The sequence below is a fragment of the Streptomyces hiroshimensis genome (genome assembly GCF_014650335.1).
GTDB lineage: Bacteria > Actinomycetota > Actinomycetes > Streptomycetales > Streptomycetaceae > Streptomyces > Streptomyces hiroshimensis.
This window is the reverse complement of record NZ_BMUT01000006.1, coordinates 294,348-318,747: the sequence shown is the minus strand read 5'-3', so window position 1 is coordinate 318,747 and position 24,400 is coordinate 294,348. Positions and strand designations below refer to the sequence as shown.

The 24,400-nt window shown below is 73.3% G+C and carries 17 protein-coding genes; 5 read left to right on the top strand and 12 right to left on the bottom strand.

Features of this window, described 5'->3' with window-relative positions; genetic code table 11:
- Positions 1 to 106: 106 nt before the first annotated feature.
- From sucD to IE241_RS16435, 5 genes are all read right to left on the bottom strand, one after another.
- The gene (gene sucD / locus IE241_RS16455; protein ID WP_058045881.1) at positions 107 to 991 is read right to left on the bottom strand and encodes a succinate--CoA ligase subunit alpha; all 885 of its coding nucleotides are present in this window, start codon (positions 989 to 991) and stop codon (positions 107 to 109) included.
- A gap of 20 nt (positions 992 to 1,011) precedes the next feature.
- Positions 1,012 to 2,190 carry an ADP-forming succinate--CoA ligase subunit beta gene (gene sucC / locus IE241_RS16450; RefSeq protein WP_190022476.1) on the bottom strand — a complete coding sequence of 393 codons (1,179 nt, stop codon included), beginning with the start codon at positions 2,188 to 2,190 and terminating at the stop codon, positions 1,012 to 1,014.
- Positions 2,191 to 2,474: 284 nt separating this feature from the next.
- Positions 2,475 to 3,698 (bottom strand): VWA domain-containing protein, encoded by a 1,224-nt coding sequence (locus IE241_RS16445; RefSeq protein ID WP_190022475.1) that lies wholly within the window; start codon positions 3,696 to 3,698, stop codon positions 2,475 to 2,477.
- Positions 3,695 to 6,148, bottom strand: a complete 2,454-nt coding sequence (locus IE241_RS16440; RefSeq protein WP_229899336.1) for a DUF5682 family protein — start codon at positions 6,146 to 6,148, stop codon at positions 3,695 to 3,697. The genes IE241_RS16445 and IE241_RS16440 overlap by 4 nt, the downstream gene beginning before the upstream one ends.
- On the bottom strand, positions 6,145 to 7,263 hold the full coding sequence (locus IE241_RS16435) for an ATP-binding protein (protein ID WP_190022474.1): 1,119 nt from the start codon (positions 7,261 to 7,263) through the stop codon (positions 6,145 to 6,147). Before IE241_RS16435 ends, IE241_RS16440 begins: the two co-directional genes overlap by 4 nt.
- A gap of 133 nt (positions 7,264 to 7,396) precedes the next feature.
- Here IE241_RS16435 and IE241_RS16430 point away from each other — a divergent pair, with 133 nt between their 5' ends.
- Positions 7,397 to 8,800, top strand: a complete 1,404-nt coding sequence (locus tag IE241_RS16430; RefSeq protein ID WP_190022473.1) for an SWIM zinc finger family protein — start codon at positions 7,397 to 7,399, stop codon at positions 8,798 to 8,800.
- A gap of 651 nt (positions 8,801 to 9,451) precedes the next feature.
- A complete protein-coding gene (locus IE241_RS16425) occupies positions 9,452 to 11,056 on the top strand; it encodes a DUF5691 domain-containing protein (protein ID WP_190022472.1) in 1,605 nt (534 codons plus the stop codon).
- Between the two features lie 47 nt (positions 11,057 to 11,103).
- On the opposite strand, the gene icmB is transcribed toward IE241_RS16425, so the two are convergent.
- A complete protein-coding gene (icmB, locus tag IE241_RS16420; RefSeq protein WP_058045874.1) occupies positions 11,104 to 11,517 on the bottom strand; it encodes a coenzyme B12-dependent isobutyryl CoA mutase small subunit in 414 nt (137 codons plus the stop codon).
- Between the two features lie 353 nt (positions 11,518 to 11,870).
- On the opposite strand from icmB, the gene IE241_RS16415 reads away from it, so the two are divergent.
- Positions 11,871 to 12,737, top strand: coding sequence for an esterase/lipase family protein (locus tag IE241_RS16415; protein ID WP_190022471.1), 867 nt, complete (start codon positions 11,871 to 11,873; stop codon positions 12,735 to 12,737).
- A gap of 219 nt (positions 12,738 to 12,956) precedes the next feature.
- Positions 12,957 to 14,624: a peptidoglycan DD-metalloendopeptidase family protein gene (locus IE241_RS16410; protein ID WP_190022470.1), complete on the top strand. Its 1,668-nt coding sequence runs from the start codon at positions 12,957 to 12,959 to the stop codon at positions 14,622 to 14,624.
- Positions 14,625 to 14,708: 84 nt separating this feature from the next.
- Here IE241_RS16410 and pcrA read toward each other — a convergent pair whose 3' ends face one another.
- Both pcrA and IE241_RS16400 read right to left on the bottom strand, forming a co-directional pair.
- Positions 14,709 to 17,216: a DNA helicase PcrA gene (gene pcrA, locus IE241_RS16405; RefSeq protein ID WP_190022469.1), complete on the bottom strand. Its 2,508-nt coding sequence runs from the start codon at positions 17,214 to 17,216 to the stop codon at positions 14,709 to 14,711.
- Between the two features lie 82 nt (positions 17,217 to 17,298).
- Positions 17,299 to 17,652: a hypothetical protein gene (locus IE241_RS16400; RefSeq protein ID WP_190022468.1), complete on the bottom strand. Its 354-nt coding sequence runs from the start codon at positions 17,650 to 17,652 to the stop codon at positions 17,299 to 17,301.
- Positions 17,653 to 17,960: 308 nt separating this feature from the next.
- On the opposite strand from IE241_RS16400, the gene IE241_RS16395 reads away from it, so the two are divergent.
- Entirely contained in the window at positions 17,961 to 19,040 is a 1,080-nt protein-coding gene (locus IE241_RS16395) for a C40 family peptidase (RefSeq protein WP_373300697.1), read from the top strand.
- Positions 19,041 to 19,065: 25 nt separating this feature from the next.
- On the opposite strand, the gene IE241_RS16390 is transcribed toward IE241_RS16395, so the two are convergent.
- The 4 genes from IE241_RS16390 to IE241_RS16375 form a co-directional block, all read right to left on the bottom strand.
- Positions 19,066 to 20,181: an alpha/beta hydrolase gene (locus IE241_RS16390; protein WP_190022466.1), complete on the bottom strand. Its 1,116-nt coding sequence runs from the start codon at positions 20,179 to 20,181 to the stop codon at positions 19,066 to 19,068.
- Between the two features lie 198 nt (positions 20,182 to 20,379).
- A complete protein-coding gene (locus IE241_RS16385; RefSeq protein WP_190022465.1) occupies positions 20,380 to 21,063 on the bottom strand; it encodes a LuxR C-terminal-related transcriptional regulator in 684 nt (227 codons plus the stop codon).
- Positions 21,060 to 22,340: an ATP-binding protein gene (locus IE241_RS16380; protein WP_190022464.1), complete on the bottom strand. Its 1,281-nt coding sequence runs from the start codon at positions 22,338 to 22,340 to the stop codon at positions 21,060 to 21,062. Before IE241_RS16380 ends, IE241_RS16385 begins: the two co-directional genes overlap by 4 nt.
- A 106-nt stretch (positions 22,341 to 22,446) precedes the next feature.
- Positions 22,447 to 24,276 carry a serine/threonine-protein kinase gene (locus IE241_RS16375; protein WP_268254405.1) on the bottom strand — a complete coding sequence of 610 codons (1,830 nt, stop codon included), beginning with the start codon at positions 24,274 to 24,276 and terminating at the stop codon, positions 22,447 to 22,449.
- Positions 24,277 to 24,400: the final 124 nt, after the last annotated feature.

The following is a 24,400-nucleotide window of genomic DNA, read 5'->3' as shown; positions in this document are numbered from 1 at the left end:
GATAAACCTATTTGACACACAATCACCCCTGCTGGGTCCGAGCCCGGAACGGGCACGGGCCCGCACCCCCCGAGGGGTGCGGGCCCGTGCACGGGAACCGTCAGGCTCAGGCGCCCAGCGCGGCGCGCGCGAGGCGGGCCGTCTCGGACGGGGTCTTGCCGACCTTCACACCGGCGGCCTCAAGGGCCTCCTTCTTCGCCTGGGCGGTGCCGGACGAACCGGAGACGATGGCGCCGGCGTGGCCCATGGTCTTGCCCTCGGGCGCGGTGAAGCCCGCCACGTAGCCGACGACCGGCTTGGTGACGTTGGCCTTGATGAAGTCCGCGGCACGCTCCTCGGCGTCGCCGCCGATCTCGCCGATCATCACGATCAGCTCGGTCTCCGGGTCGGCCTCGAACGCGGCGAGCGCGTCGATGTGCGTGGTACCGATGACCGGGTCGCCACCGATGCCGACGGCGGAGGAGAAGCCGATGTCACGGAGCTCGTACATCATCTGGTAGGTCAGCGTGCCGGACTTGGACACGAGACCGATGCGGCCGGGCTTGGTGATGTCGCCCGGGATGATGCCGGCGTTGGACTGGCCCGGGGTGATGAGACCGGGGCAGTTCGGGCCGATGATGCGGGTCTTGTTGCCCTTCGAGCCCGCGTACGCCCAGAAGGCGGCGGAGTCGTGGACGGCGATGCCCTCGGTGATCACGACGGCCAGCGGGATCTCGGCGTCGATCGCCTCGACGACGGCGGCCTTCGCGAACGCCGGCGGGACGAAGACGACGGTGACATCGGCACCGGTCTTCTCCATCGCCTCGGCGACCGAGCCGAAGACGGGCACGGAGGTGCCGTCGAAGTCGACGCTCGTGCCGGCCTTGCGCGGGTTCACGCCACCGACGATGTTGGTGCCGTCGGCCAGCATGAGCTTGGTGTGCTTCATGCCCGTGGCGCCGGTCATCCCCTGGACGATGACCTTGCTGTCCTTGGTGAGGAAGATAGCCATGGTTGTGGAGTCCTCGTCCCTTACTTAGCCGCAGCCAGCTCGGCGGCCTTGTCGGCCGCGCCGTCCATGGTGTCCACGCGCTGGACCAGCGGGTGGTTGGCGTCGGACAGGATCTTGCGACCCAGCTCCGCGTTGTTGCCGTCGAGGCGCACGACCAGCGGCTTGGAGACGTCCTCGCCCTTGCTCTTGAGGAGCTCCAGGGCCTGGACGATGCCCTTGGCGACCTCGTCGCACGCGGTGATGCCACCGAAGACGTTGACGAAGACGGACTTGACGTCCGGGTCGCCGAGGATGATCTCGAGACCGTTGGCCATGACCTCGGCGGAGGCGCCGCCACCGATGTCGAGGAAGTTGGCGGGCTTGACGCCGCCGTGGTTCTCACCGGCGTACGCGACGACGTCGAGGGTGCTCATGACGAGACCCGCGCCGTTGCCGATGATGCCGACCTGGCCCTCGAGCTTGACGTAGTTCAGGCCCTTGGCCTTGGCGGCCGCCTCGAGGGGGTTGGCCGCGGCCTTGTCCTCGAGCGCCTCATGCTCCGGCTGGCGGAAGTCGGCGTTCTCGTCGAGCGAGACCTTGCCGTCGAGGGCGATGACGTCGCCGCTCGCGACCTTGGCCAGCGGGTTGACCTCGACGAGGAGCGCGTCCTCGGCGACGAAGGTCTTCCACAGGGTCACCATGACCTCGGCGACCTTCTCGGCGACCTCGGCCGGGAACTTCGCCTGGGCGACGATCTCGCGGGCCTTCTCGATCGTGACGCCCTCGTTGGCGTTGACCGGGACCTTGGCGAGCTTCTCGGGGGTCGTCGCGGCGACCTCCTCGATGTCCATGCCGCCGGCGACCGAGGCCATGGCCAGGAAGGTGCGGTTGGTGCGGTCGAGGAGGTACGAGACGTAGTACTCCTCGAGGATCTCGGGAGCGGTCTCGGCGATCATCACCTTGTGGACCGTGTGGCCCTTGATGTCCATGCCGAGGATGTCCGTCGCGCGGGCGACGGCCTCGTCCGGGGTGGCGGCCAGCTTCACGCCACCGGCCTTGCCACGGCCACCGACCTTGACCTGGGCCTTGACGACCGACTTGCCGCCCAGCCGCTCGGTCGCCGCGCGGGCGTCCTCAGGCGTGTCAATGACTTCACCGGCCAGCACCGGTACACCGTGCTTGGCGAAGAGGTCCCTCGCCTGGTACTCGAACAGGTCCACGCGCGTCCGTCCCTTTTCCATGGATATCGCGGTTCGTTGTCTGCGCGGGCGTGCCGCTGGGCGGCGTGACGACGCGATCTCCGCAGGGGTCCGGGGGTTGCGCCCCGGGGTAGCACGGGCGAGGGCGGCACACGTTCACCGTTGACGCGGCATGTCCGTCTCGCAGGTTATCCCCGCAGGCGGGGAGGCCCTAAATCAGAGCTCACACTCCGGCCGTGATTACGCTCACAGATCGCGACGGAATCCGTACGCATCCGGCCTACCGGCGCGTGCGCGGCGGCCGGTCAGGCGGCGGTGCCGGGCACGGGCAGCGGGCGCTTCTCCAGGGCGGCGGCCATCACCTCCGGGAAGAGGTCCGGGGTGCAGGCGAAGGCCGGTGCACCGAGGGCCGCCAGGGCCGCCGCGTGCTCGCGGTCGTAGGCGGGAGCGCCCTCGTCGGAGAGTGCGAGCAGCGTCACGAACTGCACTCCGGAGGCCTTCATGGCCGCCACCCGTTTGAGCATGCCCTCGCGGATCCCGCCCTCGTAGAGATCACTGATGAGGACCACGACGGTTTCCGCCGGGCGGGTGATCCGTGACTGGCAGTAGGCGAGCGCGCGGTTGATGTCGGTGCCGCCGCCGAGCTGGGTGCCGAAGAGCACGTCGACCGGGTCGGTCAGCTGGTCGGTGAGGTCGACTACGGAGGTGTCGAAGACGACGAGGCGGGTGTCGAGGGCGCGCATCGAGGCGAGGACGGCGCCGAAGACGGAGGCGTAGACGACGGACGCCGCCATGGAGCCGGACTGGTCGATGCAGAGGATCACGTCCTTCTTCACCGCCCGTGCGGCCCGGCCGTAGCCGACGAGCCGCTCGGGGACGACCGTGCGGTACTCGGGCAGGTAGTTCTTGAGGTTCGCCCGGATGGTGCGGTCCCAGTCGATGTCGCGGTGGCGGGGGCGCCTGATCCGGGCGGAGCGGTCGAGGGCGCCGGTGAGGGTGGCGCGGGTGCGGCCGGCCAGGCGCCGCTCCAGGTCCTCGACGACCTTGCGGACCACGGTGCGGGCGGTCTCCTTCGTGGTCTCGGGCATCGCCTTGTGGAGGGAGAGCAGCGTGCCGACGAGGTGGACGTCGGCCTCGACCGCTTCGAGCATCTCCGGCTCCAGGAGGAGCGAGGAGAGGCCGAGCCGGTCGACGGCGTCGCGCTGCATCACCTGAACGACGGATGCCGGGAAGTACGTGCGGATGTCCCCCAGCCAGCGGGCGACGCGCGGCGCGGAGCCGCCGAGGCCGACCTCGCGCGGGCCGCCGGGCCGCCCGCCGCCGGCACCCGGGCCCGGGCCGTACGGGCCGTAGAGCGCCTCCAGGGTGCGGTCCATTGCGGCGTCGGTGCCGGAGAGGGCCCGGCCGGTGCCGTCCGCGGCGCCGTCGCCGCCGAGGACGAGGCGCCAGCGGCGCAGGCGCTCGTCGGCCGGGGTGGTACGGGATTCTGCGGCCGTACGGGAATCCGTGGCCGTACGAGGTGAGGTCATCGTGCGGCTCCTGGGGTGGTGGGGGTGGCAGGGCCGGGGGCAGAGGGATCGGGGGCAGAGGGATCGGGGAGGCCGAGGAGGAGCCGGAGGGTGGGCAGCACGGCGGCCGCCCGGCCCGGGTCCAGGGGCGGCGCGGCCGCGGGCCGGGCTCCGGGGCGAGTGACGCTGCCGCCGGCCGGTCCGCCGTGGCGGACGAGCTCACCGAGAGTGCGGCGCACGCCGGGGTCGTAGGCGGAGAAGGTGCGCCGGAGGAGGGGCAGGACGTCGGTGAAGGCCGCCGGGGGCACACCGGTGAGCCAGTCGTCCACGAGGGAGAGCAGACGCTCGTCGTGGACGAGCAGCATGCCGCCGGAGCCGCCGCTGCCGAGGAACCCTTCGATCCAGGCGGCGGCCTGCGCCGGCTCGGTGCCGGTGGACAGAGCGAGCCCCATGAGCCGGGCGGCCCGCCCGTCGGGCAGCAGTCCGTCGTCGAGCAGCAGCCGCGCGGCCCGCCCCCGGATGCCCCCGGGCAGCCCGTCCCGCCCGGCGAGCACACCGAGCACGCCGGACCAGCGGTGGCGGAGGCCGGAGGGCGCGCCGGTCTCCGGGGCGGTCTCCGGAGCGGTCTCCGGAGCGGTCTCCGGAGCGGTCTCCGGAGCCAGCAAGGTCACCGCTTGATGGACCGCGTCCACATGGCCCCTCATGGCCTCCGCGGCGTCGGCGTCGAGGCCCGCGCAGGCCGCCGGGAAGCCGACGAAGATGCGTTCGGCAAGGCCCGCGGCGACCTTGCCGAGGGCGGCGGTGTCCCTGCGGCGAACGTCGCCGTAGCGCACGGAGCGGACGAGGGCGGGAAGGGCCTCGGCGAGGTGGACGACGTCCGCGTCGAGGGCGGCGCGGTCGGCCAGGACGCGCATCACGGCCGGGAGGGCGCCGGGGAGCTCCGCCAGCAGGCAGTGCTCGGCGAGGGCCGTGACGTCGGCGAGGGCGGCGGAGCCGACGGCCCGGGCCTCGGCCTTCGCGGTGGCCGCCGCGAGCACGGTGGTGCCCCAGGCGGAGGCCTCGGCGACCTTGACGGCCAGTTCGGGCTCCCAGCTCAGCCGCCAGGTCTCGCGGAAGGTGCCGGTCCCCGCGCGGGAGCGCACCGGCTCGCCCCAGTCGACGCCGAGGAGCCGCAGGCGGTGCAGCAGCCGGCTGCGCGCGGCGTCGGTGTCCTTGCGCAGGTCGAACTCCGCCTCGCGAGAGGCCGCTTCGGGCTTGAGGCGCAGGCTGCGCTGGAGGCGGGAGAGGTCGCGCTGCAGGGGCGTGGCGGGAGCCGTCTCGGGCACCTCGCCGAGGACGTCCCCGATGACGAGCCGGTCCTGCACGAGGGCGAGGGGCACGTCGGAGCCGTCGCACATCACGGCCCTGACGGCGTCGGTGGTCTCGGTGAGCCCGGCGAGCGGGCGGCCGCGCAGGGCGGCGAGGGAGCCGGCGAGGCGGACGGCCTCGATGACGTGGGCGGAGGAGACGGGGAAGTCCTCGTCCCGCAGCAGCCGGGCGGCTTTCGTCATCCAGCGTTCGAGGGGGCGGTCGGGGGCGTGGAAGAGGTGGCCGTACCAGCCGGGCGAGTCGATCCCGGCGCCGTAGCCGCTGTGACGGGAGAGGCGCCGGTGGGTCCAGGGGACCCAGCCGATCGCCGCCTTGACCTTCGGCAGGCCCTTGAGGGCCTGCCGGTCGGCGGCGACGGTCCGCTTCGCGGCCAGGGCGGGGACGTGCCAGGCGCCGCAGACGACGGCGATCCCGGCGCCGAACTCCCGTCGCGCGTCCCGGATCCTGAGCCGCATGTGCGCTTCGCGGACGAGGTCCCGCGCGCCGTCCGGCCCGTCGCCCTCGCCGAAAGCGGTCCGCAGCTCGGTCATGGCCTCGGCGAGGGCGGCGAAGGGCACGAGGGCGTCGCCGCCGTCCGCGCTGCGGCGGTGCTCGACGGCGTCCTCCCACCACAGCTCGGGGTCGTCGTAACCGGCTGCCGCGGCAAGCGCGGCGAGGGGGTCGAGACGGGGGACGGCGTCGCCCGGAGTGCCCGCGCCGGCCTTCGGGCCGTCCGGTCCCGGTGCCGTGCCGGCGGGATCCGGAGCGAGGCGTTCCCCGTCGTCCCCGCCCGGCGCGAGCGTGTGCGCCGCCGGCAGGTCGATGAACCGTACGGGCACCCCTTGCTCCAGGGCCCAGCGGATCGCCACCCACTCCGGGGAGAACTCGGCGAGCGGCCAGAACGCGGCGCGGCCCGGGTCGTCCACCGCGTGGGCGAGCAGGGCGACGGGCGGCCGCATGCCCTCGTCGGCCGCGAGGCCGATGACGGCGTCGGCCTCGGGCGGGCCCTCGACGAGGACCGCCGCGGGCCGGCACTGCTCCAGGGCCGCCCGCACGGCCCGTGCGGATCCGGGGCCGTGGTGGCGGATGCCCAGCAGGAAGGGGCCGGGGCCGGGGCCGGTCACGCGGAGACCTCCCGGCAGGCGCGGTAGAAGTCCTTCCAGCCGTCGCGCTCGCGGACGACGGTCTCCAGGTACTCCTGCCAGACGAGGCGGTCGGCGGCCGGGTCGCGGACGACCGCGCCGAGGATGCCGGCGGCCACGTCCCCCGCGCGCAGCACGCCGTCGCCGAAGTGGGCGGCGAGGGCGAGGCCGCCGGTGACGACGGAGATCGCCTCGGCCGTGGAGAGCGTGCCCGAGGGCGACTTGACCTTGGTGCGGCCGTCGGCGGTGACGCCGTCGCGCAGCTCCCGGAAGACCGTGACGACGCGCCGGATCTCGTCGGTGCCGTCGGGCACGGACGGCAGGTCGAGGGAGCGGCCGATCTGGTCGACGCGCCGGGAGACGATGTCGACCTCGTCCTCGGGCGTGGCGGGCAGGGGCAGCACGACGGTGTTGAACCGGCGGCGCAGGGCGCTGGAGAGGTCGTTGACGCCGCGGTCGCGGTCGTTGGCGGTGGCGATCAGGTTGAAGCCGCGGACGGCCTGCACTTCCTCGCCCAACTCGGGGATGGGCAGGGTCTTTTCGGAGAGGATGGTGATCAGGGTGTCCTGGACGTCGGCGGGGATGCGGGTGAGCTCCTCGACGCGGGCGGTCATGCCCTGGGCCATGGCCCGCATGACGGGGCCGGGTACGAGCGCTTCGCGGCTGGGGCCGTGGGCGAGGAGCCGGGCGTAGTCCCACCCGTAGCGGATGGCCTCCTCCGGGGTGCCCGCCGTGCCCTGGACGAGCAGCGTGGAGTCGCCGCTGACAGCGGCGGCCAGGTGCTCGGAGACCCAGGTCTTCGCCGTGCCGGGCACCCCGAGCAGGAGCAGGGCGCGGTCGGTGGCGAGCGTGGTGACGGCCACCTCGACGACGCGGCGCGGGCCCACGTACTTGGGCGTGATCACGGTGCCGTCGGGCAGGGTGCCGCCGAGCAGGTAGGTGGCGACGGCCCACGGCGAGAGGCGCCAGCGCTCGGGGCGGGGCCGGTCGTCGGCGGCGGCGAGGGCCTTGAGCTCCTCGGCGAAGGCGTGCTCGGCATGCGGGCGCAGGGCTTCGGATCGGGCTTCGGATCGGGCTTGGGCTTCGGTTCCGGGCACGGTGACAAGTCCCCCTCGGTGTGCGGTTCCGGGATGCGTGAACCACCCTGCACCACCCCACTGACAATGGACCGGGACGTGTCGAATCCGCAGGTCAGGGCGATTGTCAGTGGGTGGCCCTAGCGTTTTGGGCATGAATCCGCAGGGGGATCGATGGACGGCGGAATCGGTGCTCGCGCTGGCGCCTGACGCCGCATCACGCAAAGCAGGAAGCAAGCTCGCGGCGCCCGGTCCGTGGTCGGGCGCGGGGGCGCGCCCGGAGGAGGGCGGGGGCGCGGTCTGGGGGGAGTGCTCGGGCAGCGGCAGCAAGCCGTACCGCACGGTGGTGGATCTGTCCGGGGAGGGGAAGGGGGAGGAGAAGAGCGGGCCTGGCTTCAACTGCTCTTGTCCGAGCCGCAAGTTCCCGTGCAAGCACGCGCTGGGACTGCTGCTGTTGTGGGCTTCCGGCGAGGCCGCGGTGCCGGTCGCGCAGGACCCTCCGCCCGGCTGGGCGGAGCAGTGGCTGGACCGGCGCCGGAAGCGGGCCGAAAAGGCCGCTGCGGGCCCGGCCGCGGCCGCATCCGCACCGGTGGACGAGGAGGCCGCCCGGCGTCGCGGGGAGCGCCGGGCGGAGTGGATCACCGCGGGCGTCACGGAGTTGGAGCAGCGGCTCGCGGATCTGCTGCGCGGAGGGCTGGCGGCCGCGGAGGGTGCGGGGTACGGGCAGTGGGACGAGACGGCGGCCCGCATGGTGGACGCCCAGGCGCCCGGCCTGGCTTCGCGCGTACGGGAGTTGGCGTCCTTGCCGGGCTCGGGGGCCGACTGGGCGGGCCGCCTGCTGGAGGAGTGCGCCCTGCTGCACACCCTCAACCAGGGCTGGCTGCGCCTGGAGGAGCTGCCGGAGCCCCTGGCCGCGACGGTCCGGTCGCGGGTCGGCCTGACCACGGATGCAGCGGCCCTGCTCGCATCCGGACCGCCGGTGCGCGACCACTGGCTGGTCCTGGCGCAGCGGGACGGCGACGACGGGCGGCTGGTCACCCGCCGGATCTGGCTCCACGGCCGGAGTTCGGGCCGGATGGCCCTGCTGCTCTCCTATGGGGTGGCCGGGCGGGCGCCGGAACTGTCGCTGCCCGTGGGCCTGTCCCTGGACGCGGACCTCGTCTACTACCCCGCGGCGCGCCCGCTCCGCGCCGTGCTCGGCACGCGTCACGCTCCGCCTGTGGAGAGCGCCGGCCCGCCGCCGGGCGGCGGCGTGGAAGCGGCCCTCTCCGCGTACGGGGAGGCCCTGCGCGACGACCCCTGGCTGGAGGCGTGGCCGGTCGTCCTCGACGGCGTGGTCCCGCTCCAAGGCCCGGACGGCCACTGGCAACTGGCCGACGGCGAGGGCGAGGGCGGAGTCGGGGCGGCCCTGCCCGTGGATCCCCGGCACCGCGACGGTACGGGCCTGTGGCAGCTGGCATCGATATCGGGCGGCGCCCCGGTCACGCTCTTCGCCGAATACGGCCACAGGGGCGCCGTCCCCCTGACCACGTGGGCCCCGGAGCCGGTAGCCCTCTGACGGGAGCGACTCCCGGGGCAGGGCCACTACGACTGATCACCGCCGAGCCGGAAACAAGGGCCCGCCCCTCCACCCGCAACGACCACCACCGGCCACCAGCCACCGGCCACCGGCCACCGGCCACCGGCCAAGCCTCGCCCCGCACCTAACCCCCGCCGCAACGGCGAGCAACCACCCACAACCCCACCGGCGGTGCCGAACCCACCCCAGGCAGCCCGGCACCGCCGGACACCGCCGTGGGGGCTGATCACCATCACGGCGGAACAAGAGACCCGACCTCCACAACCCGAGACCACCACCGGCCACCTGGCCACCCGGCCACCGCATCACACCCCGCCGCAACGGCGAACAACCACTCACAACCGCACCGGCGGTGCCGAATCCGCCTCAGGCAGCCCGGCACCGCCGGACACCGCCGTGGGGGCTGATCACCATCACGGCGGAACAAGAGACCCGGCCTCCACCGCCCGAGACCACCGGCCACCCGGCCACCCGGCCACCCGGCCACCCGGCCACCCGGCCAAGCCTCGCCCCGGCATTCCGTCCCCGCCGCAGCGGCGGGCAACCACCCCACTACCCCACCGGCGGTGCCGGGCGGCCCGGCACGAGACGACCGACACAAGACCACCGGCACAAGGCGAAAGGCAGCACATGAACCGCACCTGGGACGAGCTCGTCACCTCCGCTCTGCTCGGCGCCGGCCGCCGCGTGCCGCCCGTACAGGCGCGCGCCGGGCAGGACACGGCCGCGGCGCTGCTGGACGCCGCCGCGGTGGAGACCGTGCAGCGGCGCGCCGGTGCGGTGCCGGCCGCAGCGCAGGCCCGGCCCGCTCCGGCGCCGCAGGACGCCCGGCCGCCGCTGCCCCCGGCGGCCCGGCGGCGCCTCGCGCTGCTGCTCGCCGACCGGGGCGGGGGCAGCGGCGGGCGCCGGGGCGCGGCCCCGGATCTGACGGAGCTGCTGCCCCAGTGGCTGGCCGCCGCCAACGGGCACGGCTATCAGGCGCCGCCCGCTCTGCTGCCCGCCCTCCTGGAGGCGGCCAGGTCCCGTAGCGATCTGCGGCCGGAGGCGCTCGTGCTCGGAGGGTCCCGGGCCCGGTGGCTGGCAGCGCTCAACCCGCAGTGGAAGTACGCCCTGCGGACCGGCCCCGCCGCGGACACCAGGCACGCCGGGGGCACACCGGGCACCGGGGACACCGGGGTCTGGGAGGAGGGGCTGTTCGCCGAGCGGGCCGCGCTCCTCGCCTCCGTACGTCAGCGGGACCCCGCGGCCGCCCGCGAGCTGCTCGCCGGCTCATGGGCGACGGAGCGGGCCGAGGACCGCCTGATGTTCCTCGACGCACTGCGCGAGGGGCTGTCCGCCCAGGACGAGCCGTTCCTGGAGCGGGCCCTGTCCGACCGGAGCCGCAACGTCCGGGCCACCGCGGCGGAGCTGCTGTCGGCGCTGCCCGGCTCGGCGCTCGCGGCCCGGATGGCGGAGCGGGCCCGCAGCTGCGTCTCCCTGGACCGCACGGGCGAGGGCGAGGGCCCGCGCATCGCCGTGGAGGCGCCGCACGAGTGCGACAAGGACATGCAGCGCGACGGCGTCGTCGTGAAGCCGCCGTCCGGGCGCGGGGAGCGCTCGTGGTGGCTGGCCCAGATCGTGGAGGCGACTCCCCTGGCGGCCTGGCCCGAGCGGTTCGGGGGCCGCAGCCCGGCGCAGGTCGTGGCGCTGCCGGTAGCGGACGACTGGCAGCCCGAGCTGCACGCCGCCTGGTGCCGGGCCGCGGTCCGGCAGCGGGATGCGGAGTGGGCGCGGGCGCTGCTCGGCCCGGCATCGTCGCCGCCCGCGGCCGAGGGCACTTCGTGGAGGGATCCGGCGAAGCTGCTGTCGGCGCTGCCACCGGACGAGCGGGCGGCGTGGGTGGCGGAGTTCGTCTCGGCGCACGGCCTTTCGGACGCGTTCCGGCTGCTCGGGGTGTGCGCGGTGCCGTGGGCGGAGCCGCTGGGCCGGGCGATCGTGGACGCCCTGGACGCCGCCCGCGACGCGGGCGGCTACCCATGGAGCTTCAGCGGGGTGATGGGCCTGGCCGAGCGCTGTCTGGACCCGGCGCAGGCCGACCGCCTGGAGGCGCTGACCGTGCTCCCGAAGGAGTCACCGGGCTCAGGCACACCCGGCTCAGGCACGGCCGGGGCGGCCGCCTACTGGGCGGAGGCGTTTCAGCGCCTCGTGAGCACGCTGCGGCTGCGGGCCACGATGCGGGAGGAGCTGGCGGGGTGACCCACCGGCTCCGCCAGGAGGCCTCCGCCAGGCCCCGTCAGGCCCCGTCAGGCCTCCGTCGGCTGGCGGACGTTCGCGTTGACCCACTCCACGATGGAGGCCGTCGTGGCCCCCGGGGTGAAGATCGCGGCGACGCCCTGCTCCTTCAGCGGCGCGATGTCCGCCTCGGGGATGATCCCTCCGCCGAAGACCTTGATGTCCTCCGCGTCGCGCTCGCGCAGCAGCTCCAGGACCTTGGCGAACAGGGTGTTGTGGGCGCCGGAGAGGATGGACAGGCCGATCGCGTCGGCGTCCTCCTGGATGGCGGTGTCCACGATCTGCTCGGGGGTCTGGTGGAGGCCGGTGTAGATGACCTCCATGCCGGCGTCGCGCAGCGCCCGTGCGATGACCTTCGCGCCGCGGTCGTGGCCGTCGAGCCCGGGCTTGGCCACCACTACGCGGATCGGACCGGTCACTCCCATCACTGCCTCCATGTACGACTGCCGGTAACCGGCGCCCAGGGATGTGAACGAACGTTATCTCCAGCATCCCGCACGCGGCCGTTTCGCGGTGCGGAGCGAGGGGGAAATCACACGTGGGACAACACGTCGCTACGCACCGTCCGCGCGCTTCCGCGTCTTACGGGTCGCCCAGCCACCCGCGTCGCCGGGGTGGCGAGTCTTCGGGCGGTCGCGAGGGGAGCCGCGGCGAGGCCGCCGCACCACTGTGCCGACAGCCGCACGGCACAGCGGTGCGGCCGGTCGCGCGCAGCTGCCCGTGGGCGCACACGGGGGACGACAGCCGCGCTTCCCGGGTGCCGTTCGGGAGGTCGGCCATGAGGACCCTGCCCTTCATCACCATCCTTGCCGCCTTGCTGCGCCCGTCGACCGCGCTCGTCCGGTCCACGGTGCTGGAGCTCGCGATTCTCACCGGCCATCTGCTGCTGTACCCGACCGGTGTCGTGCAGGAGCGCCCGCCGCCGCGGCGGGCGCTGCCCGCGCTCCCGGCCGCCGGCGACACGCCCGACACACCCGGACTGCATGAATCAGCTGAAACAGGACAAGAAGGTCATCTGCCTGTTCTGCTCCTCCACGGCTTCATCGACAACCGCTCGGTTTTCGTCCTGCTGCGCAGATCCTTGCGCCGGCACGGCTGGCAGCAGGTCGAATCGCTCAACTACTCGCCCCTGACCTGCGACATCCGCACCGCGGCCCGTCTGCTGGGCCGCCACATCGAGGACATCTGCGCCCGCACGGGGCACCAGCGGGTCGACGTCGTGGGGCACAGCCTCGGCGGCCTGATCGCGCGCTACTACGTCCAGCGGATGGGCGGCGACGCCCGCATCAGGACCCTGGTCACGCTCGGCACGCCGCACGCCGGCACCCGTGCGGCCTCGCTCCTGCCCGCACATCCCCTGGTGCGCCAGATGCGCCCGGGATCGGACGTCGTCGCCGAACTCGCGGGCCCCGCACCGGATTGCGCAACGCAATTCATCGGTTTCTGGAGCGACCTGGACCAATTGATGGTGCCCGTGGAATGCGCCCGCATCGACCACCCGGATCTGAGCGCGCGCAATGTCCGGGTGACGGGCGTGGGGCACCTCGCCCTGCCGGTGCACTGGGAGGTGGCCGCCGGCATACGACAGGCCCTGACCACGGAAGAGGCGCAGGACGATGCGTCGGGGGCGGCGTCCGTCGCCTGATCCGCCGGTGGTCCGCGGACCTTTGCCCCACAGGCCTTCCGGACGGCCGAAAACCGAACGCGGATCGAACGTCAAATCGGTTTTCCGGGGTTCAGTCCGCCAAAAGGCGGCTAAATGCCCGGGCCCCGGCCGCCCGAAACGAGACGAAGATTGTCGCCGTCCCATACCGCCGGGTACAGTCGCCGCTAATTCTCCTCCCTCGGCGAAAGAGAAGTGGTGGTGAACGACCGTCACCCGGCGGCGGGCCCCGGCCCGTCCGACCCCGCTCAGGACGGCTCCTACGGGCAGTACGCGTCGTACGGTCAGCAGAGCGCACCGCACAACTACACCGGGTACGACGGCTACAGCAGCGGTCAGTGGGAGACCAGTGGCCAGTGGGACACCACCGGTCAGTGGGGCGGAGTCACCGGCCAGACCCAGATCTGGGACTTCAGCGCCTACGGCACCGGGCAGGCCGACGCCACGGGCTGGGGGCACCTCCCGGACGAAGTTCGGGGGAGGGACACCTCCGCCGGTATCACCGCGCCCGCCACGGGACAGTGGGACACGAGCGCCATGACGCCGAGCGCCTGGGGCGCGAACGGCGCCTACGACAGCTCCGGCCACTGGGAGCTGACCGGCCAGACCGGGTTCCCCGCGCAGGCCCCCGCCCCGGACCAGCAGGCGGCGCAGGCCTGGGACACGAGCGGAACCGGGCAGTTCACCTCCTGGGACAACTCCGGCGGGGCGGACGCCTCGGGTCAGTGGAACGCGAACACCTCCGGGCAGTGGGACACCTCGGGCCAGTGGGAGACCGGGACCGGCGGCCAGTGGGAGGCAGGAGCAGGCCAGACCCAGATCTGGGACGCCGGCGCCTACGCCGCCGTGGACGGCACACAGGGCACACAGGGCACGCAGAGCGAGCCGCAGCACGCTCCCACCCTCATGACGGACCTCTCCGGCATGGACTCCACAGGCTCCATGAGCTCCCTGCCCTCGGCGGACGAAGCGGACCGGCAGGCGCCCGACGAGGACGACGCCTCCCCCGCCGGCGCCGTCGCGAACGCCGAGACGCAGGCCATGCTGTTCGTCCCCCCGGCCCGCGACGAAGCCGCCCCGGACGACGCCCCCCGCGATCCCCGCGACCCCCACACCCGCAGCAGCCGCCGCAGGAGCGCACCCGCCCGTACCGGCTACCGCCCGAGACGCAAGGCCCTGCTGACCGTCGCCGTGCCGTCGGTCGCCGTCATAGGGGTCGCCGGGATCGCCGCCGCGACCGTCTCCGGCGGGCAGAGCGACGGCAAGCAGACCCAGGCGGCCTCCGCCCCCGACAGCGCGCCCGCGCCCTCCGTCGCCAACAGCAAGCTGGACACCCAGCTCGCGAGCCTCAGCCACGGCGCCGACGACTTCGCGACCCGCGCCAACCGCACCCAGGAGCGCATCGACCTCAAGGCGCGCCAGGAAGCGGAGAAGAAGCGTAAAGCGGATGAAGCGGCCCGCAAGGAGGCCGAGCGCCCGAAGTACTCCCTCCCCGTCGCGCAGCACGGCCTCAGCGCGATGTACGGCCAGGCCGGCGTCAACTGGATGTCCGTGCACACCGGCATCGACTTCCCGGTCAGCTACGGCACACCGGTCATGGCGGCCACGGACGGCACGGTCCGCACGCAGTACAACGTGGCCTACGGGAACATGGCCATAGTGACGTCGCCCGACGGCGTCGAGACCTGGTACTGCCACCTCAGCAGCACCAAGCTCCGCTCCGGCCAGGTCAAGGCCGGCGACGTCATCGCCTACTCCGGCAACTCCGGCAACTCCACCGGGCCGCACCTGCACTTCGAGGTACGGCCGGGCGGCTCCGCCGTCGACCCGCTGCCGTGGCTGCGCGCACACGGCTACGACCCGACGTAGGACGAACAGGACGAAGGCGACCGGCCCCGGCCCCGGAAGGACCGGGGCCCAGGCCCAGACCCAAGCCCGGACCCCGTCCCGGGCCTACAGCTTCTCGACCGGGGCGTACCGCAGGAGCAGCCGCTTCGGCTTCTCCTCGCCGAAGTCGACCGTGGCCTCGGCGTTGTCACCGCTGCCCTTGACCGCGACGACGGTGCCGAGCCCGAACGAGTCGTGCGTGACGCGGTCGCCGATGGCCAGGGCCACCACCGGCCGGTCCTTGGCGCGGCGCGTGGCGAAGCCGGACGGGCCGGCCTTGCGCGACGTGAAGCCCGACGTGATCCCGGAGCCCAGGCCACCGCCGCCCGAGCTCCCCGAGCCGATGGCGTTCACCGACGCCGACGGCTTCGCGGGCCCGGTGCGCCGCCACTGCATGTACTGGTCCGGGATCTCCTCCAGGAACCGCGACGGCGGGTTGTACGAGGGCTGGCCCCACGCGCTGCGCATGCTCGCGCGCGTCAGGAACAGCCGCTCGCGGGCGCGGGTGATGCCCACGTAGGCGAGGCGGCGCTCCTCCTCCAGCTCCTTGGTCTGGCCGAGGGCGCGCATGTGCGGGAAGACGCCGTCCTCCATGCCGGTGAGGAAGACGACGGGGAACTCCAGGCCCTTCGCGGTGTGCAGGGTCATCAGCGTGATGACGCCCGAGCCCTCCGCGTCCTCGTCGGGGATCTGGTCGGAGTCGGCGACGAGGGCCACCTTCTCCAGGAACTCGGCCAGCGTGCCGGGGTTCTCCCCTTCCTCGGAAGCGCGCTCCTGCTCGAACTCCAGGGCCACGGCCGCGAGCTCCTGCAGGTTCTCCACGCGGGTCTCGTCCTGGGGGTCGGTGGAGGCCTGGAGCTCGGCGAGATAGCCCGTGCGCTCCAGGACCGCCTCCAGGACGGTGGCGGGGCCGGCGCCCGACTCGGCGATCGTGCGCAGCTCCTCCATGAGGACGTTGAAGCGCTTGACCGCGTTCGTCGAGCGGGCGGCCATGCCGTAGGCCTCGTCGACGCGGCGCAGCGCCTGCGAGAAGCTGATCTTCTCGCGCAGCGACAGGGCGTCGATCATGGCCTCGGCGCGCTCGCCGATGCCGCGCTTGGGCACGTTGAGGATGCGGCGCAGCGGGACGGTGTCCTCGGGGTTGGCGAGGACGCGCAGGTAGGCCAGGACGTCGCGGACCTCCTTGCGCTCGTAGAAGCGCACGCCGCCGACGACCTTGTAGGGCAGGCCCACGCGGATGAAGATCTCTTCGAAGACACGGGACTGGGCGTTGGTCCGGTAGAAGACGGCCACGTCCCCGGCCTTGGCGTCGCCGGCGTCCGTGAGGCGGTCGATCTCGTCGGCGACGAACTGGGCCTCGTCGTGCTCGGTGTCGGCGACGTAGCCGGTGATGGCCGGGCCGGCGCCGGCCTCGGTCCACAGGTTCTTCGGGCGGCGGCTCTCGTTGCGCTCGATGACGGCGTTGGCGGCGTTGAGGATCGTCTGCGTGGAGCGGTAGTTCTGCTCCAGCAGGATCGTCGTGGCGTCGGGGTAGTCCTCCTCGAACTGGAGGATGTTACGGATCGTGGCGCCGCGGAAGGCGTAGATCGACTGATCGGCGTCACCGACGACGCACAGCTCGGCCGGGCCCTCCTCCGGAGCCGACTCCGCAGTGCCGACGAGCTCGCGCACGAGGGTGTACTGCGCGTGGTTGGTGTCCTGGTACTCGTCGACCAGGACGTGCCGGAAGCGGCGGCGGTAGTGCTCGGCCACATCGGGGAAGGCCTGGAGCAGGTGCACCGTCGTCATGATGATGTCGTCGAAGTCGAGGGCGTTGGCCTCGCGCAGCCGCGACTGGTACATCGCGTACGCCTCGGCGAGCGTCTTCTCGAAGCCTCCCCCAGACTCCGTCCGGGAGGTGCCCCCAGCAGCCTGCGCCGCGAAGGCCTCCTCGTCGATGAGCTCGTTCTTGAGGTTGGAGATCTTCGCGCTGAAGGACTTCGGCGGGAACTTCTTCGGGTCCAGGTCCAGGTCGCGGCAGACGAGCGCCATGAGGCGCTTGGAGTCGGCCGCATCGTAGATCGAGAAGGAGGACGTGAAGCCGAGCTTCTTGCTCTCGCGGCGCAGGATCCGCACGCACGCGCTGTGGAACGTCATCACCCACATGGCGTTGGCCCGGGGGCCGACGAGCTGCTCGACGCGCTCCTTCATCTCGCCCGCGGCCTTGTTGGTGAAGGTGATCGCGAGGATCTGGCCGGGGTGCACATGCCGGGCGCCCAGCAGATGGGCGATGCGGTGGGTGAGCACGCGCGTCTTGCCCGAGCCGGCGCCGGCGACGATGAGCAGGGGGGAGCCCGTGTGCACCACCGCGGCGCGCTGCTGCTCGTTCATCCCGTCGAGCAGGGCGGCGGGATCCACGGCGGGGCGGTGGGCGCCGTCGCGGTAGAAGGCCTCGCGGGGGACGGGCACGTCGAAGGCGCCCTGGAAGAGATCGTCCGGCACCGGCTCCGGGGCCGCGTCCTCCGGGGGAGGGGGGTGCTCCTCGTCCGCGGGGCCGAGGTCCGCCAGGAAGCTGTCGTCAAAGAGGCTGCTCATCGCCTCCCGAGTCTAGGCCGCCCCACTGACAGCCGGGCCCCGATTCCCGGCGACAGTGGTCACCCCCACACGACCGGTGCGGTCAGACCCACATCACGGCGATGAAGATGTTCGCCACCGTCAGCGCGCCCACCGTGCCGAACACCGGGGCCGGGATCTTCTCGTCGTCGCGCTTGACGTAGACCAGGCCGAGGATCACGACGAGCAGCGCCAGCTTCGTGCCGATCTTGACCGTGTTCAGGGTGTGGTCCTGCGCCTGGTTGAGGCCCACCAGCGCCACGCCCGTGACCAGCATGGTCAGCGCGCCGTGCAGCATGGCGGGCACCATCCGCGCCTCGCCCCTGCCCATGGCCTTCATCTGGGTCATAAAGCCGCCGAGCAGCGCGCCGATGCCGACGATGTGCAGGCCGACGACGGCGTGAGTGAGTACGTCCATGAGGCCCGACCCTAGCCGGGGCCATATCACCCACCGGCAGGCAGGTGGGGCGCAATCGCCACTTCGGTCAGGGGCGGCATATATCCATCCGCGGGGGCAGGGTCCACATGATCACCGGCCATCGCCCCCTGATCGATTTCATCCACTACCGGTCATCTGTGTTCTGGAGCGTGACCTTGCGGAATAGCGTCCTGGCGCAGACGGCGGCGGTCCTCGCTCTCCCCCCTCGTGACGGACCGCCGCCGGGCACCGTCCGGCGCGGTCACAGAGCCCGGCGGGCCGGGCAGGAACAGCAGGTCTGGAAGGAAGTGACGGCCGGCGTGGCAGCAGCGCACCGCAAGCCCAGGCAGCACCCGCTCACCAGCAGCACCGTACGGACCGCGGCCGGCCTCGCCCTCGCGGGCGCCGCCACCGCCACGGTCCTCGACGGCACCGCACAGGCCGCTCCCCCGCCCTCCACGGCCCAGCTCAGATCCCAGGTCGACCGGTACTACCAGGAGGCCGAGGAGGCCACCGAGCGGTACAACGGCGCCAAGGAGAAGGCCGACCGCGCGGAGGCCGCCCTCGAAGAGCTGCGGGACCGGGCCGCCCGCAGGACCGAGCGGCTCAACGCCGCCCGCAACGCCCTGGGCTCCTACGCCACCGCCCAGTACCGAGAGGGCGGGATGCCCCCGAGCGTGCAGCTGATGCTCTCCTCCTCCCCCGGCCAGTACCTGGAGCGGGCCTCGCTGGCCCACCAGGCGGGCAGCCGGCAGGCGGTCGCCGTCAGCCGGTACGAGCGCGAGGTACGGGAGATCCGGGAGGTCCGCACCGCCGCCGACGCCCGCCTCGCGGAGCTCAAGCACGAGCAGGCCGGCCTCGCCCGCCACAAGCGCACCGTCGAGGGCAAGCTCGCGGAGGCCAGGAGGGTGCTGGCCGAGCTGCCGGACGAGGAGCGCGCCGCCGTCGAGCGCGGGGACGTCTCCGGGGCGGCAGGAGCCGTCACGGCCGTACGGGCCGACCGCTCGGCCGCCCCGCGCGGCAGCATGCAGGCCCCCACGGAGCGGGCGGCGCGGGCCGTCGCGTTCGCCTACTCGGCGCTCGGCAAGCCGTACGTGTGGGGGGCGACCGGCCCCGCCGCCTTCGACTGCTCGGGGCTCACCCAGGCCGCCTGGCAGGCAGCGGGCGTCTCGCTGCCGCGCACCACGTACACACAGATCAACGCGGGTCGGCGCATCTCCCGGAGCGCCCTCGCCCCGGGTGACCTGGTGTTCTTCTACTCGGGCATCAGCCACGTCGGGCTCTACGTCGGCGGCGGGCAGATGATCCACGCTCCGCACCCGGGCGCTCCGGTCCGGGTCGCCCCGGTCGACGAGATGCCCTTCGCGGGGGCGTCCCGGCCGGTGTGACCTCCGCGCCCGGCGGGCCGTGCGGCTACGGCTTGATCTGCTGCGAGAGCCACCGGAAGACGTCGGGGACCTGCCGCTTCCAGACGGCCGTGCCGTGGCCGCCCGCGCCCGCGGGGACCTTCGTCACGTACACGGTCGTCGGCGGCTTGGCCGCCTGCTTGAGCGCCATGCCGCCCTGGTAGCCGTCGCCCTCCGCGCCCGAGACGAACAGTGCCACGTGCGGCGGGGTCTTGGCCCGCTGGAGCATCTTCAGGGGGTTGTTCTCGTCGCGCAGCTCGGGCGTCTTCGCGGTCAGCGAGGCGGGCTCGCCGGCGGGGTCGTTGTAGCCGGAGAGGCTGACGCCGGCGCGGTAGCGGTCGGGGTGGGCGACGGCCAGCCTGGTGGCGCAGTGCGCACCCGCCGAGTAGCCCGCGACGGCCCAGCCCTCGGGCTTCTCCTGCGCACGGAAGGTGTCCGTGACCATCTTGCGGACGTCGACGCTGAGCCAGGTGTCGGCGTTGACCTTGCCGGGGATGTTGGCGCAGCCGGTGTCCACGTCGCCGAGGAGCGTGGTGCGCGGGGCCACGATGATGAAGGGCTCGACCTCGCCCTTCTCCATCATCGGCTTGAGCTGGCTGCCCACCTCCAGCGTGCCGAACCAGGCCTTCGCGGAGCCGGGGAAGCCCGGGAGGACCTCGACCACGGGGAACTTCTTGTCCTTGTACGCGGGGTCGTCGTACTGCGGCGGCAGCCAGACGTAGACCTCGCCCTCCACGCCCGATATATGACCCTTGAACTGGGTCTCCTGCACCCCCGGGCCCATGCGCTTGTCGGACGCGGGCTTGAATTTCTGCGGGTTCTTGGGAGCCGCGTCGAGGTTCTTGCCGCCGGTGCCGTCCGGGCCGAGGTCGGCCGCGGCCCGCACGTGGTCGCCGGTGCCGAGGAGGTCGTCCCAGTTGTCGAAGAGGCCGTTGGCGTTGTTGACGATCACGAAGACCATGGCTATGGCGGTGACCTGGGCGAACAGCAGCATCAGCAGCCGCGCCGCCTGCCGTACGAGCTTCGGGCCGCCGATCCTCCCCCACAGCGCGAGGGGCAGCACGAGCGCCACCACGACCAGCGCGACCGTGGTGAGGAGGAAGGGGGTCCCCGTCAGGCTCATCGGGCTCTCGTTTCGGATCTCGGGCCCCGCGCGGGGCCGGGGCCCTGCGTGAGTGAGAGCCTCTCGTCCGTTCAAGAGTGCGAGTGGGCCGACGGGGTTCCGCCCCGCGCCCGGCGGGACCCGGGCTTATCCGAAATCGGAACCGGACGGCCCGGATCAGCCGACCGGGGTGAGACCGCCGGGATCAGACCGCCGCGATCAGACCAGGCGCCGGGCCGTCGCCCACCGGGTCAGCTCGTGGCGGTTGGAGAGCTGGAGCTTGCGCAGCACCGCCGAGACGTGCGACTCGACCGTCTTCACCGAGATGAAGAGCTGCTTGGCGATCTCCTTGTAGGCGTAGCCGCGGGCGATCAGGCGCAGCACCTCGCGCTCGCGCTGGGTGAGCCGGTCGAGGTCCTCGTCGACGGGCGGGGCGTCGGTGGAGGCGAAGGCGTCGAGGACGAAGCCGGCCAGCCGCGGGGAGAAGACGGCGTCGCCGTCCTTGACGCGGAAGACGGCGTCGACCAGATCCGCGCCGGTGATGGTCTTGGTGACATAGCCGCGGGCGCCGCCGCGGATGACGCCGATGACGTCCTCCGCGGCGTCGGAGACGGACAGGGCCAGGAAGCGGACCGGGCGCTCGGGGTCGGCCATCAGGGGCGCGCAGCGGCGCAGCACCTCGACCCCGCCGCCGCCGGGCAGGTGGACGTCGAGGAGGACGACCTCGGGGCGGGTGGCGGTGATGACGGTGACCGCCTGGTCGACGTCGGCGGCCTCGCCGACGACCTCGACGCCCGTCCGGTCGGTGGCCCCGATCTCGGCCTGCACGCCCGTACGGAACATCCGGTGGTCGTCCACCAGCACGACCCGTGCGTGGCGCTGCACCGTCTCTTCGGTCGTCATGACGCGTTCTCCGCCCTCTCCATTTCCAGCTCCACTTCGGTTCCCCCACCGGGCACGGACCGCAGTCTCGCCGTGCCGCCGTTGCGCTGCATCCGGCCGATGATGGATTCGCGGACGCCCATGCGGTCGTCCGGCACCGCGTCCAGGTCGAAGCCGGGGCCGCGGTCGCGCACGGAGAGGAAGACCGTACGCCCCTCGACCTCGGCGTACACCTGGACGGCGCCGCCTTCGCCACCGTACTTGGCGGCGTTGACCATGGCCTCACGGGCGGCTTGCATCTGGGCGGCCAGGCCCTCGTCCAGCGGGCAGTCGCCGACGACGACCACCTCGATGGGCACGCCGTGGTGGTCCTCGACCTCGGCCGCGGTGGCCTTGACGGCCTCGGCGAGGGTGTCGGGCTGCTCGGCCTCGTCCTTCCCGCGGCCCTCGGGCCGGTAGAGCCAGGCGCGCAGCTCGCGCTCCTGGGCCCGGGCCAGGCGGGCGACCTCGCGGGCGTCCTCGGCGTTGCGCTGGATCAGGGTGAGGGTGTGCAGGACGGAGTCGTGGACGTGGGCCGCGACCTCGGCGCGCTCCTGGGCCCGGATGCGCATCGTGCGCTCGGCGGAGAGGTCCTGGGTCATGCGGACGAGGGAGGGACCGGCCAGCAGCGCTATGCCGACCAGGACGGCCAGCGACGCCTGCAGGACGGTGCCCAGGTGCTCGGCGGAGCCCTGGAGGACGACGATGCCCGTGACGCCGGCGGCGGCGAGGGCCACGCCGGCCGCGCCCCGCGCGAGCGGCAGGACCCGCTTGCTGCGGCCGACCTCCATCCAGTGGGCCCGGCGGGCGTTGTCGGCCTGGCGCCAGACGAGGGCGACGCCGGCGCCGACGAGCAGCAGCGGCCAGATATAGGCATCGGCGCGGCCGAGGTGGAGGTTGTCCACGAAGATCCCGGCGCCGATGACCAGGGCGACGAGCGCGACGACCTGCCCGCGGTCGGGCTTGCGGGCGAAGAGACGCCGGCGGCCGTCGGCGCCCGTCTCGGCGGGGACCGGGCGCGGGGCCTCGACGCCGCCCACGCCGAGCGGCACCACGAACCAGAACACCGCGTAGAGCACGGCGCCCATGCCCTGGGCCAGCAGCAGCGCGACGAAGACCAGGCGCACCCAGGAGACCGGCAGGCCCAGGTGCCCGGCGAGCCCGCGCGCGACACCTCCGAGCATGCGGCCCTCGGCGCTGCGGTAGAGCTTGCGCAGGGGCGGGCCGTCGGGGTGCTGCGGGCGGGCGGGGGCGGTCATGTACTGATCGTCACATGTCCGCGGGGGCCTCGGCATCAGGGTTCGCCCCTGACGGGACCCCTACTGGTGACGGGCCCGGGACGGGACCGGGATGAGCCCGGGATTCCTACCGGGCGTCGGGCCGGAACCCTTCGCGCACCACGTCGAAGACCTGGCTGTGCTTGTGCCAGTCGGCCTTGGGCGCCGAGAGGTAGATCGCGTACTCCTTCTCGCCCGGCCGGCCGAACCCGAGGTCGGCGGCCTGGTACTCGCGCGCCCGGCCCTGCCACGTGAACTCCCAGATGGCCGCGGGCAGCCCGCGGAACTCCGTGCTCTGCATGCGCAGCTGGTGGTAGCCGGGCAGCTTGCCCTCCTTGACGGACTTCGCCTCGTCGTCCTTCCAGCGCTGGAGGGGGTTGCTGCTGGCGAGGTCGAGGACCGAGACCCGCAGGCCGACCAGCCCGCTCGGGTCGACGTAGAGGATCTCGTCGCTGTCCTTGAGCTTCCCGCGCTTCCAGCCGTCCGGGACGGGGAAGGAGACGCCGGCCGCCTTCTCCGTCACCAGGTGGTAGCCGCGCGGCGGGTCCGGCACCGGCGACGGGGCCGGGCTCTCCTTCGTGCCCGGGCTCGCGGAGGCTTCCTGGCCTGCTGCGGCACGGGGGGCGGGGTCGTCGCTCTCCTGATCCCCGGTCAGGAAGTACGCGCCGGCCGCGATGCCTGCGACGGTGACGAGCGCCAGGGCGCTCCACAGGACGGGACGGTAACTGCGACCGGTCCGGCCGGTGCCCGCGACGGTCGTGTCCGAGCTGCCGGCAGGAGCGGGTGCTCCGGCACGAGCCCGCGCCGGAGCAGGAGCATGGGCCGGGGCTGTGGCCGTAGCCGTGACGTCGGCGGCAGGGGCGGCGGGCGGCGCAGGGGCCGCGGACTGCGCCGGAGCAGCGGATGCCGCCGGCGGGGGCGGCGCCGCAGGCGCGGAGGGTGCCGACGCCGCAACCGGCCCCGTCGCCGTGGCGCCGCCGTCGGCCGCGTCGTCCCAGGGGCCGGGGCCAGGGCCGGGCCCGGGGGCGCGGTGCTGCTCCACGGCGGAGAAGTAGGCGGTGTCCGCCTCGGCGGCGGGCTCGCGCAGGATCTGCTCGGCCAGGTCGGCCGGGGGCCGTACGGCGGGGTCCTTCGCGAGCAGGGTCTCGATGAGGCGGGTGAGCTCGCCCGCGTGGCGCGGCGGCTCCAGGGGGTCCATGGCGATCGCGTAGGCCGTCTCGACGGCCGTGTCCTTGCGGAACGGCGGGCGGCCCTCCAGCGCCTGGTACAGCGTCGCGCCGAGCGCCCACAGGTCGGACGCGGGCCCCGGCTTGGCGCCCTTGACGCGCTCGGGTGCGATGTAGTCGATCGAGCCGACCATCTCGCCGGTCTTGGTGAGGGTGGAGGTGCCGGTGGACTGGGCGATGCCGAAGTCGGTGAGGACGACGCGGCCGTCGTGGCCGAGCAGGACGTTGCCCGGCTTCACGTCGCGGTGCAGCACCCCGGCCGCGTGGGCCGCGCGCAGGGCCGCGATCATGCCGCGGCCGATGCGGGCGGCCTCCTCGGGGGTGACGGTCCCGTGCTTGAGGACGTCACCGAGCGTCCGGGAGGGCACGTACTCCATGACGATGCAGGGCAGGCCGTGGTCGTCGACCACGTCGTGGACGACGACCACGTTGGGGTGGGTGATCCGGGCGGCGCTGCGCGCCTCGCGGCGGGTGCGCTCGTAGAGCGTGGCGAGCTCGTCGTCGTCCAGGTACGGCGAGACGTGGAGCTGCTTGAGCGCGACCTGACGGTCCAGCAGCTCGTCCTGGGCGCGCCAGACCGTGCCCATCCCGCCGCGGCCTATCCGGTCGAGGAGGCGGTACCGCCCGGCGACCAGCCGGCCGTGGTCCGGCCGCGGCCCGGACACCGCCTGCCCGGACACTGACCCATCCACCCTGTAGTCCTCCGGTTCCCCCGCTGTCCTGTGTCGCGACACGATATACGGCACCTTCTCAGGGGCGATCTCAGGGAACGGCCAGGGTTGCCGGGTGTGCCACAAGCGCGTTCCGGTTGACACC

Coding starts and splice junctions, on each gene's coding strand:
- sucD (WP_058045881.1), bottom strand. CDS start 991: ATGGCTATCTTCCTCACCAAGGACAGCAAGGTCATCGTCCAGGGGATG.
- IE241_RS16445 (WP_190022475.1), bottom strand. CDS start 3,698: ATGACCTCACCTCGTACGGCCACGGATTCCCGTACGGCCGCAGAATCC.
- IE241_RS16430 (WP_190022473.1), top strand. CDS start 7,397: ATGAATCCGCAGGGGGATCGATGGACGGCGGAATCGGTGCTCGCGCTG.
- IE241_RS16425 (WP_190022472.1), top strand. CDS start 9,452: ATGAACCGCACCTGGGACGAGCTCGTCACCTCCGCTCTGCTCGGCGCC.
- icmB (WP_058045874.1), bottom strand. CDS start 11,517: ATGGGAGTGACCGGTCCGATCCGCGTAGTGGTGGCCAAGCCCGGGCTC.
- IE241_RS16415 (WP_190022471.1), top strand. CDS start 11,871: ATGAGGACCCTGCCCTTCATCACCATCCTTGCCGCCTTGCTGCGCCCG.
- pcrA (WP_190022469.1), bottom strand. CDS start 17,216: ATGAGCAGCCTCTTTGACGACAGCTTCCTGGCGGACCTCGGCCCCGCG.
- IE241_RS16400 (WP_190022468.1), bottom strand. CDS start 17,652: ATGGACGTACTCACTCACGCCGTCGTCGGCCTGCACATCGTCGGCATC.
- IE241_RS16390 (WP_190022466.1), bottom strand. CDS start 20,181: ATGAGCCTGACGGGGACCCCCTTCCTCCTCACCACGGTCGCGCTGGTC.
- IE241_RS16385 (WP_190022465.1), bottom strand. CDS start 21,063: ATGACGACCGAAGAGACGGTGCAGCGCCACGCACGGGTCGTGCTGGTG.
- IE241_RS16380 (WP_190022464.1), bottom strand. CDS start 22,340: ATGACCGCCCCCGCCCGCCCGCAGCACCCCGACGGCCCGCCCCTGCGC.